This is a genomic window from Haladaptatus sp. W1 (genome assembly GCF_001723155.1).
Lineage (GTDB): Archaea > Halobacteriota > Halobacteria > Halobacteriales > Haladaptataceae > Haladaptatus > Haladaptatus paucihalophilus.
The window spans coordinates 1-10,772 of record NZ_MEIH01000138.1 but is presented as its reverse complement, the minus strand read 5'-3'; the positions used below and the strand labels follow the sequence as shown (position 1 = coordinate 10,772).

General features: G+C 62.5%; 8 protein-coding genes and 1 pseudogene. 4 read left to right on the top strand and 5 right to left on the bottom strand.

The window, feature by feature from the left end:
• The first annotated feature begins 279 nt into the window (after positions 1-279).
• Positions 280-2,309, top strand: a pseudogene (locus tag BG842_RS33015) (S9 family peptidase).
• Between the two features lie 337 nt (positions 2,310-2,646).
• On the opposite strand, the gene BG842_RS07830 reads toward BG842_RS33015, so the two are convergent.
• The gene (locus tag BG842_RS07830) at positions 2,647-2,862 is read right to left on the bottom strand and encodes a hypothetical protein (RefSeq protein ID WP_069450347.1); all 216 of its coding nucleotides are present in this window, start codon (positions 2,860-2,862) and stop codon (positions 2,647-2,649) included.
• A gap of 42 nt (positions 2,863-2,904) precedes the next feature.
• Entirely contained in the window at positions 2,905-3,696 is a 792-nt protein-coding gene (locus BG842_RS07825; protein WP_069450346.1) for a S26 family signal peptidase, read from the bottom strand.
• An 83-nt stretch (positions 3,697-3,779) separates the two neighbouring features.
• Between BG842_RS07825 and BG842_RS07820 the strand changes: the two genes are divergently transcribed.
• Both BG842_RS07820 and BG842_RS07815 read left to right on the top strand, forming a co-directional pair.
• Positions 3,780-5,291: a DNA-directed DNA polymerase II small subunit gene (locus tag BG842_RS07820; protein ID WP_069450345.1), complete on the top strand. Its 1,512-nt coding sequence runs from the start codon at positions 3,780-3,782 to the stop codon at positions 5,289-5,291.
• A gap of 263 nt (positions 5,292-5,554) precedes the next feature.
• Entirely contained in the window at positions 5,555-6,478 is a 924-nt protein-coding gene (locus BG842_RS07815) for a twin-arginine translocation signal domain-containing protein (protein WP_069450344.1), read from the top strand.
• 101 nt (positions 6,479-6,579) lie between these two features.
• Here the strand turns inward: BG842_RS07815 and lpdA are convergent, their stop codons facing one another.
• Positions 6,580-8,004 carry a dihydrolipoyl dehydrogenase gene (gene lpdA, locus BG842_RS07810; RefSeq protein ID WP_069450343.1) on the bottom strand — a complete coding sequence of 475 codons (1,425 nt, stop codon included), beginning with the start codon at positions 8,002-8,004 and terminating at the stop codon, positions 6,580-6,582.
• 142 nt (positions 8,005-8,146) lie between these two features.
• Between lpdA and BG842_RS07805 the strand changes: the two genes are divergently transcribed.
• Complete coding sequence (locus BG842_RS07805) at positions 8,147-8,503, top strand: hypothetical protein (RefSeq protein ID WP_069450342.1); 357 nt, start codon at positions 8,147-8,149, stop codon at positions 8,501-8,503.
• Between the two features lie 151 nt (positions 8,504-8,654).
• On the opposite strand, the gene BG842_RS07800 is transcribed toward BG842_RS07805, so the two are convergent.
• A complete protein-coding gene (locus BG842_RS07800; protein ID WP_069450341.1) occupies positions 8,655-10,178 on the bottom strand; it encodes a 2-oxo acid dehydrogenase subunit E2 in 1,524 nt (507 codons plus the stop codon).
• Position 10,179: 1 nt separating this feature from the next.
• On the bottom strand, positions 10,180-10,772 hold a 593-nt coding region (locus BG842_RS07795; RefSeq protein ID WP_303645358.1), incomplete at its 5' end, for an alpha-ketoacid dehydrogenase subunit beta.

The window sequence follows — 10,772 nt, the reverse complement described above, 5'->3', positions numbered from 1 at the left end:
ACAACTGTCGACCAACTTGAAACTCTCCGAGTGAGGCGGGGACCCGGTTGAAATCATCGTCATCCTACCATGGCGATAGACCTAACAGTGCTGAAAGCGTAGTTCTACTCGCGCCCGCGTACCGTTTGTCGCGTGCCATGCTACGAGCGCCACGTGGGCGCACTTTCATTCTAACACAGTGACAGGCGAGTGATGTCTCATCAGTAACTGTCGATAAATTGGTTCGATGGAATATTTCGAATCGAAAGTATATTTGGCTCGCGTTTCGAGTGAGTGGATATGGAGACGATACGTGCCAACGAGTATCACGACCTCGTTAGCGTGACCGATCCGCAAGTCTCGCCGGACGGCGAGCGAGTGGCGTTCGTCCGCTCGGTTCCGAAGGACGACGAGAAGTACGAGGCGACGGTGTACGTCGTTCCGCTGGGTGGCGACGAACCGAAGCAGTTCACCATCAGCGAGGGCGTGGACAGCAGCCCGCGGTGGAGTCCGAGCGGGGACCGACTCGCGTTCGTGAGCACTCGGGGCGCGGACGACGACCGACCGCAACTGTGGGTCATGCCCACGGCGGGCGGCGAGGCACGACAGGTGACGGACGTGGCCGGCGGCGTCTCACAGTTGGCGTGGTCTCCCGATGGGACGAAAATAGCGTTCGTCCAGTCGAGCACCGAGGACGACCGCGACGAGGAGCGCGACATCTCGCTCGACGGGGAGGAGTACGAACCGGAAACGCCGGACCCACGCGTTATCGACCGTAAAATCTACCGGGCGGGCACGAGCTATTTCGACGGGAAACGGAGCCACGTCTACCTCGCTGATTTGGACGACAATTCCGTCGAACGACTGACGGACGGCGATTTCGACTTCGCGGCACCCGACTGGGGCGACGAGACGACGCTCTACTTCGGTGCCGAACGCGAGGATGACCCGGACGACAACATCACCATCGATGTCGTCGCCTACGATATCGACGCCGACGAGGAGGAAACTCTCTTCCAGACGAGTGCGTGGGGTGCGTCGTTAGCGGCGACGGAGGACGGCCGAATCGCCTATATCTACTCACCCGAGGAGAACGCCACGCTCCGACAGGCCGACCTCAAGGTCTTCGACCGGAGCACGGGCGAGACGGTGACGCTCACCGAAACGCTCGACAGAACGGTCGCAATCGCTCCGGAGTGGGACCCCAAAGAGGAGCGGGTGTACTTCGGCACACCCGACGAAGGCGACCAAGTGATTTGGCGCGCTCGGGGCGACGGGAGCGATGAGCTACAGCGGGTCGTCGGCGACGGGCACATCACCGATTTCTCGGTCGGTGCCGATGCCGTCGCCTACGCGAAATCCGAGTGGGACCATCCGGGCGATCTGTTCGTTTCGACGCCCGGGGGGCCGAAACGCATCGACTCACCCGCGCCAACGCGGAGTACCTGAACGACCGCGCGGTGGGACAACCGGAAGAACTCCGTTTCGAATCCGACGAGGGAGTCGAAATTCAGGGGTGGCTCCTCACGCCGCCGGACTTCGATGCGGACGAGCAGTATCCGCTCGTCGTCGAAATCCACGGCGGACCGCACGCGATGTGGTCCACGAGCGGCACGATGTGGCACGAGTTCCAGACGCTCGCCGCGGAAGGCTACGTCGTCTTCTGGTCCAACCCGCGCGGTTCGACCGGCTACGGCGAGGAACACATGGCCGCCATCGGACGCGATTGGGGCGATACGACCATGACCGACGTGATGGCGGGTGTGGACCTCGTTGCGGAGCGCGATTACATCGACGAAGACGACATGTTCGTCACCGGTGGAAGCTTCGGCGGCTACATGACCGCGTGGATCGTCGGCCACACAGATCGGTTCAAGGGCGCGGTGAGCCAGCGCGGCGTGTACGAACTCAGCAGCTTTTACGGCTCGACGGACGCGTTCAAACTCATCGAGTGGGACTTCGATACGACGCCGTGGGAGGAACCAGAGTTCCTCTGGGAGCGCTCGCCCACCGCGTACGTCGAGGACGTGACGACGCCGACGCTGCTCATCCACAGCGACAACGACTTCCGCGTCCCGGTGAACAACGCCGAGATGCTGTACCTACTCCTCAAGAAAAACGACGTGGAGACGCGCCTCGTGCGCTATCCCCGCGAAGGCCACGAACTCTCCCGAAGCGGCGAACCGGGACACGTCGTGGACCGACTGGAGCGTATCGTCCGCTGGTTCGACGGCTACTCCGACCACCGCGACATGCCGAAGGCGTTGGACCGCGGCGACGACGGATTGTCCGCGAGCGAGAACGACGAGGACGACGAAACCGAGGAGTAGGACGCGAGAGATCGTCGCGGACCACGAACGACGCGGTGGACCAGAACGCCACGGCCGGACAACGACAACTATTGTCGTGGGGAGGTACGTTTCGTCCGGGGTCGGTTCGTCCGAAATTCCGCCGCCTGTGGCCGATTTTTCACTGGAAACGAAGGGGTTGGTGAGCGGTTTCGTATCCGAACTATGTCACCTTCGGCCATCGAACGCGACCGAGTTTTGTCTGCCGTCTCGGTTCGGCTACTGACGGCTCCATACCGTTTCAAGGGCGGTTTCGGTAGCGGGTCGAGCGGCGAGTCTTCGGCTTCCGTGTCCCGTTTTCTACTCGAAAGAGGGGGGTTCAATCGACGATGATTTCGGAACTCGTGCTCTCGGAGTCGGCGGTCGGTTTCATCTCGCTGTCGTATCGGTCTATCCAGTCGGCGAAGCACTCCGGGCAGAGTCGCTGGCTGTCTATCTGTGAGCGGTCCACGGTCAATCGAATCGTCCGGGCCAGCGCGTCCTGTACCGGTTCCTGACAGTCATCACAAGGGTCGGGGTCGCTCTCGTCACTCATGAAGGCTCAATGTGACGCAAAATACATAAAACGACGCGGAAATCAGACGGTGGCCGCGGATCGGGACGTATCCGCTGTCGGGTGTATCTGTTGTACCGGCGGGATGGCCGAATAGCTGGTTCCGTCCTGTTGCGTGACGGTCGGACCGATGACGGCCGCCTTGGAGAAGAACAGGCGGACGTGGCCCAGCCACGGTATCTTCAACTCGGCGGTGCCGCGAATCCACTCCGGTTTTACGGGGTCGCTAATACGGACCACTTGGTCGTACTCGCCGTTGTTGTCGCCCTTGGTGATGAATCCGGCGTGCGGTGCGGGGCAGTTGGGTAACTCCTGGCAGTTTTCCGCACCGAGGATGTAATCCTTGTTCGCTTTGTCGTACCAGTTCTCTCCCTTGTCTACCCAGAAGCGAGCACGGTGGATGACGGGCGTTTCGTCGCTCCTCCCGTAGCGCAGGTAGATTACCACGTCACCGTAATCGTTGAACTTCTGGTAGCCGGTGTCTTTTCCCTCCTGATAGGTGACGACGCCGGTGTCGCCGTGGGCGGCGTCCGGCGGGAAGCGGTGCTGGTCCATGATGAAGATGAGGTCGCCTCGATACATCTGGGGTTGCATGCTCCCGCTCTCGACGGCCACCATCGGGGGCCACACGCCGCTGACGGCGAAGAGGATGAGACCGATTGCGACGACGACGGCGGCGCTCTCCAGCATCTCACGGACGAACACGACTGTCCCGTTGTCGGTGTGTCGGAACCAACGAATCCACGCGACCGGACCGGAGCCATCGGGTCCGGTGTCCCGTATACCGTCCGACGACGACTCGTCTGGGGGACTCATTACGGTTACGTAATCTTCCCCGCGTTGTCAACCTTCTGGGTTGGTTCGCTAGCCTTTTTGCCTATCCGCGTCTCTGGAGAGATGTGCCGCTGAAAACCCCGGCTCGAATCGTCAGAGAACTCACGAGTCGCGGGTACAACGCCGACCGCGAGGCCGTGACGCTCCTCGCGTCCGCCCCTGACCCCGGAACGGCGCTCGAACGTGCAGTCGAATCCGCCCCCGAGGACGCCCTGAAACTCTCCGTCGAACACGTGCGAACGGTTCTCAATGATTCCTCGAACGGGGCGCGTGACCCCTCCGCTTCAGGTGGAGTTTCTGCCGCGAAATCGACAGCAGACGCGACTTCATCTCCAGTTGAAACGAAGGGGTCTGTGTCACGAAGTCCCACCGAACAATCGGTGGACATCCTCAACGACATGACCGGCGCGAGCACTGGGACCGGCGAATACGACGATTTCGTCACGGTGTTCCGCGACCGGTTCCAGCGCCTTTCGGGTAAACTCCGTGGCCGGGTGAACGCCCGTCCGACGAACGCCGTTGCCAGCATGCCCGGCGGAAGCGACGCCGCCATCGTCGGCATGATAAGCGACATTCGTTCCACGGCGAGCGGGCACTGGCTCGTCGAACTCGAAGACACGAACGGGACCTTCCCGTGTCTCATCATGAAAGACCGAGAGTTCGCCAGCGTCGTTGACGAACTCCTATTGGACGAAACCATCGCCGTCGAGGGAACGCTCTCCGACGACGCGGGCATCCTGTTCGTGGACTCGCTTCACTTCCCCGACGTGCCGCGGACCTACCGGCCGTCGACCGCTGACCGCCACGTGCAGGCCGCGCTCATCAGCGACGTGCACGTCGGCAGTCAGGAGTTCATGGCCGACGCGTGGCATCGGTTCGCCAACTGGCTTCACACGGAGGAGGCAGAACACGTCGAATACCTCCTCATCTGCGGCGATATGGTTGAGGGCGTCGGTATCTACCCGAATCAGGACGAGGAACTCGACATCATCGACATCTTCGACCAGTACGAGGAGTTCTCGGAGTACCTGAAGGAGGTGCCGGGCGACTTGGAGATCGTCATGATCCCCGGCAACCACGACGCGGTTCGACTCGCCGAACCGCAACCGGGATTCGACGACGAACTCCGCTCCATCATGGACGTCCACGACGCGAAAATCACGAGCAACCCCTCCACGGTGACGATTGAGGGGGTCTCGGTGCTGATGTACCACGGCGTTTCGCTGGACGAAGTTATCGCCGAACTGCCCGCGGAAAAGGCGAGTTACGAGGAACCGCACAAGGCGATGTATCAACTCCTCAAAAAACGCCACGTCGCGCCGCAGTACGGGGGCCACACCCGCGTCGCGCCGGAGGAGAAAGACTACCTCGTCATCGACGAGGTGCCCGACATCTTCCACACCGGCCACGTTCACAAACTCGGTTTCGGCAAGTACCACAACGTCCTCGCCATGAACTCCGGCTGTTGGCAGGCCCAGACGGATTTCCAGAAGAGCGTGAACATCGACCCCGACTCGGGATTCGCCCCTATCGTCGATTTGGACACGCTCGACGTGACGGTTCGAAAGTTCGCCTGAGTCGAAGTCGGTCCCTGCTATCTGTTTTCCAGTCGAAATGGAGGGGGTTGATTTCCAGAGTCCCTCGCCAAAAACTTCGAACCGAACGTGGCTCGTCGGTGGAAATTGCCGTACCTCGAATTTCAAACACCGAAATCCGATTCCGCACTTACAGATGCGTTCTCAAACTGCCATCGGTGGATTGGTAGAATATAGATGAATTTGGGTGAGATTTGCGAAAATGTTCTTCCGTTCACATTCGGAAATAGCTATCGTCGGTTATCATGACTGTACCAGACCTCTCGGACGATACGACCCAACCGGGCGATTCGAACTCGACTTCCCGTCGGCGGTTTCTCGCGGGTGCCGCTGTAACGGGGTCGGCCCTCGCGCTCAGTAGCACCGCGATTGCGATGCAGTCGTCGGCGTCTGTCACGTTCGACGACCAGACCACGGGCGGCACGTCGGTCAGCGTCGCGTCGGCGACGCTCCCGAAGGGCGGTTTCATCGCCATCCACGACGACCGCCTCCTCGATGGGAAGGCGCTGGAGAGCGTCATCGGCGTCTCCGACGCGCTCGATGCGGGCACACACGAAACCGTCGATGTCGAACTGTTCGACGTGAAGGGAACGGAGTTCGACTCGAAGATGCTCGAGGAGGATGCCACGCTCATCGCCATGCCTCACGTGGACTCGAACGGCAACGGCGAGTACGAATTCGTCTCTTCCGGCGGGCAAACGGACGGCCCGTACACAGCGGACGGGGAAGCCGTCGTGGACGACGCGATGGTCTCCATCGAGATGGACACGAAACCGACCGCGGACGTCTGCTTCCGCGACCAGAAGTCCGACGGCGAGAGCGTCTGGGTCAACAGGGCGACCCTCTCGGACGGCGGCTTCGTCACCATCCACGACGCGAGCCTTCTCGACGGCAAAGTGTTCGACAGCGTTATCGGCGTCTCCGGCGCGCTCGACGCGGGAACCCACGAGGACGTCGAGATTTCGCTGTACGAGGGCGTCCCCGGCGGCGACTACGAGATGTCGATGCTGGAGGGAGACGCCACACTCATCGCCATGCCGCACTTCGACAGCGACGACAGCGGGTCCTACGACTTCCTCACGTCCGAGGGGGAGACGGACGGCCCGTACACGATGGACGGAAAAGCCGTCGTGGACGACGCGGAAATCACGCTCTCGGACGGCTGCTGACGTCGGCTCACGAATTCCCCATCGCAACCTTTCCCCGGTACTATCCTCGTTTCCGAGCGCTTACGTGCCGATATCGACGAAAAAGTAGGACCTCGCTTACGTTACCGGTTCAGCGTGTGAATCGCGTGGCCGAGCGCGTTCTCCGCACACTCCATCACGGCCTCCGAGAGCGTCGGATGGGTGTGAACCGTGGCGGCCACGTCTTCGAGCGTCGCGCCCATCTCGATGGCCAGACCGAGTTCGGCGACGAGTTCCGAGGCCTCGGGGCCGACGATTTGTGCGCCGAGGACGAACCCGCTCGGTTCGTCGGCGACGATGCGGACGAAGCCCTCGGAGTGGCCTGTCGTGAGCGCACGGCCGCTCGCTTGGAACGGGAATCGACCCACGACGGGTTCGAAGCCCTGTTCTTCGGCTTCGTCCTCGGTCAGACCCACGGTGCCGATTTCGGGGTCGGTGAAGACCGCGGCGGGCATGGCCTGATAGTCGAGCGCCGAGGGCTCTCCGGCGATGACCTCGGCGGCGACTTGTCCTTCCTTGCTCGCCTTGTGGGCCAGCATCGGTTCGCCCGCGACGTCACCGATGGCGTAGATGTGGTCTTTCTCGGTCCGCGCGCGGTCGTCCGTCTCGATGAAGCCCATCTCGTCGGTTTCGATGCCCGCGTCTTCGAGGTTGAGCGTGTCCGTGACGGGTTGGCGGCCGACCGCGACGAGGACTTTCTCGGCACCGAACTCCGAGACCTCGCCGTCCTCGTCCTCGGTCATGACGGTGATGCCGTCGCCGGATTCCTCCCATTCCTTCGCGGCCTGTCCGAAGTGGAAGTCGATGCCGAGTTCGTCGGCCTTTTTCTTGACCGGTCGCGCGAGGTCGTCCTCGTAGGCCGGGAGCACCGAATCGAGCATCTCGACGACGGTCACGTCGGAGCCGAGTTTGGCGAGGACGCCCGCCAACTCCATGCCGATGTAGCCCGCGCCGACGATGACGATGCTCTCCGGGACGTCCTCCATGGCGAGTGCCTGCCGCGAGTCGAGGACGTGTTCGCCGTCGAACTCGAAGCCGGGAATTTCGATGGGTCGGCTTCCGGTCGAGATGATGGCCTGTTCGAATTCGACCGTCTCCGAACCCTGTCCCTCGCCCTCGTGGACGACGCGAACCGAGTTCTCGTCCGCGAACTCCGCGCGGCCTTCCATCAGCGTGACGCCGTTGGCCTTACAGAGCTTTTCGACGCCGCCGGTCAGTTGCGACACCACGCCGTCCTTCCACTCGACCATCTCGCCGTAGTTCACGTCGAGTTTCGTGTAGATTCCCATGTCCTCGGCGTGACTGGCGTCGTAGGCCAAATCCGACGCCGTAATCATCGCCTTCGACGGGATGCAGCCGTAGTTCAGGCAGGTGCCGCCGTAGGCGTCCTTTTCCACGAGCGTTACGTCGAGTCCAAGTTGCCCCGCGCGGATGGCGGCGACGTAACCGCCCGGTCCCGCGCCGATAACCAGCACCTCAGTTCCAGTCGATATATCTCCGACGACCATTGGGTGACTAGAGTAGCTACCGGGTAAAAAATCAGGTGGATTACGCCCTGACGAGTAGACGATTGTCAACAACTGCCACGATTCCAAACTCAGTCTGACAGTGCGTGGAAACCATTATCCCTCGACCACATCTGTTAGAGTCATGAACCGTCTTTCGCGGTACGCCACCGGCCTCCTCGTCGCGAGCGTCGTCACTGCTGGCATCGCGTTCTTCGAATCCCCGACCGGAGAATCCCTTCAGCTCCTTCTCGGAATCGCACTCGTGTACGGCGTCGGGACGTCGGTCGCGCTTCGATATTGGCCGATTCTCCGGAGCAAAGACGGTCCGAAATGGGTCACCGGCGCGTTCGCCGGGGTCATGACGTTCGGGTGTCTGAGTCTGTTGAACGGCGTCGCTCCGTCGCCGAACTTCGGCGTGGCGGTGCTCGGGTACGGACTGGCAGGGTTCGGCTTCGTCTCCGGAATCGCGTTCGAACACGGCAGGGACCCCTCGTTGTAGCCCGTCTCCGATGTGAACATCATCGGGTTCATCCGGTTTCTACTAGCCCTCATCGGTGCCGCGACGCGGCTTACCGACTGGTTGTGGGGAGAGACTCCTACCCGAATTCGATAGTTTCGACGCGAAAAAAGTCACCCAGCGACGCGTCGGGCTACTCCAGCAGGAGCAGTCGCGGGTTGTGCAGGTATTCGAGCAGTTGGTTGGCGAACGACGCCACGACCGCACCGTCGATGATGCGGTGGTCGATGGACATCGAAATCGGGAGCGTGTAGCGCGCTTCCACTTCGTCGTCCACGACGACCGGCCGCTTCTTCAGCTCGCCCAGACCGAGGATACCGACCTCGGGGTGGTTGATGATGGGCGTCGCGTACTCGCCGCCGATGGCACCGAAGTTCGTGATGGTGAACGTGCCGCCCTGCATCTCCTCGCGCGAGATGGTGCGGTCGCGGGCCTTCTCGACTAGTTCGTTCATCTCCGAGGATATCTGGAGCATGTCCTTCTTGTCCACGTCCTTCAGGACGGGAACCATCAGGCCGTCGTCGGTCGCCACCGCGATGCCGATGTTGTAGTAGTTCTTGACGACGATTTCGTCGTTCTCCTCGTCCAGTGCGCTGTTGAGGTACGGGTAGTCCTTCAGCGCGGCCACGATGGCCTTCAGCACGAACGGCATGTAGGTCAGCTTGATGCCGCGCTCCTCGGCGATTTCCTTGAGTTCGGCGCGCGTCTCGACCAGTTCCGTCACGTCGATGGAATCGTGGTGGGTGACGTGGGGCGCGGTGAACTTCGACTTCTGCATCTGCTTGCCGATGGTGCGTCGAATGCCGCGATACGGAATGCGCTCCTCGCGCGGGCCGGTTTCGCCGGTCGCAACCGCGGCGGCGTCGGCGGCCTGCGCCTGCTGCTGTGCCTCGGCGTACTCACGAACCGCTTCGGGCGTGACGAACGCCTGTCCGTCGCGCTCTTCGGTGGACGGCACGGTGTTGATGTCGATGCCCTGCTCGTCGGCGAGACGGCGCGTCGCTGGCGCGGCCAGCGTCCGCTCGCGGTCGGCCGATTCGACCTGTGCCGGGGCGGCCGCGGTGGTCGCGCCAGTCCCGCCGGTCGTTCCGGTTTCGGCCGCCAGTTCGGAGTCCGCGGGTTCGCTTTCGACGGCTTCGGATTCTTCCTCGGCTTCCGATTCCGTCGCGCTCTCGGCCGCCGCGCGAACGTCGTGTTCGCTCACGCGACCGCTCGGGCCGGTGCCCTCGACGGACGCGATGTCCACGCCGAGTTCGCGCGCGAGTCGGCGAGCGCTCGGTGCCGCGAAGACGCGACCCTCGGGCGTCTCGGTTTCCTCCGCGTCCGCGGACGTGCTCGATTCCTCGACGGCCGCTTCTTGCGAATCCGTCGAGGCTTCGGCGCTCTCGGTCGCCTCCTCCTCGGGTTCCGCTTCCTCGCCTTCCACGTTGAACGTGAGGAGCACGTTGCCGACCGGGACGACTTCGCCCTCCTCTGCGAGCAGTTCGCGGACGGTTCCGTTGACCGGTGAGGGAATCTCGACGATTGCCTTGTCCGTCTCGACCTCCGCGACCGCCTGGTCTTCGGTGACGGTGTCGCCTTCCTCGACCTGCCAGCTGACGAGTTCACCCTCGGCGACGCCTTCGCCGACGTCGGGTAGCTTGAATTCGCGTACCATGTTAGAAGTTCACCGCGTCGCGGATGCCCTCTTTGATGCGGGTCGGCTCGGGCAGGTAGTAGTCTTCGAGGCTGTACAGCGGGAACGGCGTGTCGAAACCGGTGATTCGCTCGACGGGTGCCTCCTGGTAGAGGAGCGCCTCCTCCTGAATTGTCGCCGCGATTTCTCCGGCGAGGCCGCCCGTCTTGGGCGCCTCATGGACGACCGCCGCGCGGCCGGTCTTCTTGAACGACTCGATGATAGTGTCCGTGTCGAGCGGCGAGACGGTGCGGAGGTCCACGACTTCCACGTCGATTTCGTCCGCCAGTTCCCCGGCGGCTTCCATCGTCGGTCGGGTCATCGCACCCCACGTGAACACGGAGATGTCCGTCCCCTCGCGGCGCACCGCGGCCTCGCCCAACGGAACCTCGTAGGATTCCGTCGGAACTTCGTCACGGAACGCGCGGTAGATGAGTTTCGGTTCGAGGAAGATGACCGGGTCCGGGTCGCGGATGGCCGAGGTAAGCAGGCCCTTCGTGTCGTAGGGCGTGCTCGGCATGACGACCTTCAGACCGGGTTGGTGGGAGTAGAACGCCTCCATCGACTCGGAGTGAT